Raw genomic sequence first — 1,297 nt, 5'->3', positions numbered from 1 at the left:
AAGGTACGACCGGGCACATGGGTAACAGATCAGACCGGGCACACAGGTAACACTTTTTGTGGTCAGTCGATCCGGATAATACGCTTTTCTGCCCGGTCATAATACGCAAGGATGAGCCTGTCGAAGAGGATGACGTCTATGCCGTCGTCCACTTCCAGGAACCGCACGTATTCCCCCCGTAACGCCGCGCTCAGAAAGGTCCGCCCGTTCAGCCTCAGGTCGCCTTTTTCACCCACTTTGTACAGCTTCGCTCCCTCCGGATAGCCCACCTCGGGCACTTTTCCGTCCCATCTGCGCGGTGAAGGCGTCCATATTTTCGCGGGGGGCTGCTGTCCGTGCGCCTCATGCGGCTTTTCCTGATTGAACTCGTTCCGCCATCCGCTGCACCACGCCTGCTGCTCCGGCAGCGAGCCAAAGACGTCGTGATGGCTCATGGCGACCTTCAGCGACCGGTGCATCCGCTCGTGGCGGGCGTTCTGCCCCGGACAACCCGGCGCGGTTCTTTCCGGCTGTATCCCCAGCTTTATCAGCCACACGCTCAGCTGCGTCAGCGCCAGGATGCCCGGCGCAACGAAGGGCGAGCCGTTGTCGGTGCGGATAACGTCGGGGAGCCCGCCTTCCAGGAAGGCCCTTTCCATGCAGCCGCGCACGAACGCCGTGGTCTCCGACGTGCCCGGCTCGCAGGACAGCAGGTAGCGGCTGTGGTTATCGGTAAGCGTGAAGGGGCGGCACCAGCTGCCGTCTTTCAGGCGAAAGCGCCCTTTAAAATCAGCGCTCCAGACGTGGTTGTTCCTCACGGGCGTCGTGAGACTGCGCAGGTTGCCCGGCGTTCGCTTGCGCTGCGTTCGCGGCTGAACCATTCCCGCCGCCTTCAGCAGGTCGCCGATGGTGCTGGCGGCAGGCACGATGAAGTCAGCGCCGTTGCTGAGGAACCAGTGGCGGATTTTTTTGGGTCCCCAGTCGGGGTGCTGCTGGCGGAACTGAACAAGGCGCGCGGCGATGTCGGGGGCGATTTTATCCGGCTGGAGATGGCGGGCGCGGGAGAGATTTTCAAGCGAGGAGAGCTCACCGGGGTTAAAGCGGCTGAGCCACTTGTAGCCGGTTTTGCGGCTGATGCCGTGGCGGTGACACAGCTGCGTCATGGATTCCCCGCCTGCCTGGCAGGCGAGGATGAATTCAAGGCGTTGCATGGTAACAGTCTCAGTCCAGGGCATAGTGAGTCTCCTCTGCTATGCCGTTTATAACTGTTACCCATGTGCCCGGTCTAAAGTGTTACCCATGTGGCCGGTTTGTACCT

Annotated in this window: 1 protein-coding gene; it reads right to left on the bottom strand. The window is 61.4% G+C overall.

What is annotated here, in order from left to right; all coding sequences use genetic code 11:
- Positions 1-62: 62 nt before the first annotated feature.
- Entirely contained in the window at positions 63-1,190 is a 1,128-nt protein-coding gene (locus tag MXF20_RS23185) for a DDE-type integrase/transposase/recombinase (protein ID WP_325971642.1), read from the bottom strand.
- Between the last annotated feature and the right edge of the window lie 107 nt (positions 1,191-1,297).

The organism is Pantoea dispersa, from assembly GCF_035783935.1.
GTDB classification, from domain to species: domain Bacteria; phylum Pseudomonadota; class Gammaproteobacteria; order Enterobacterales; family Enterobacteriaceae; genus Pantoea; species Pantoea dispersa_C.
Note: the sequence above shows the minus strand (reverse complement) of the source record. Positions and strands in the feature narration are given on the sequence as shown.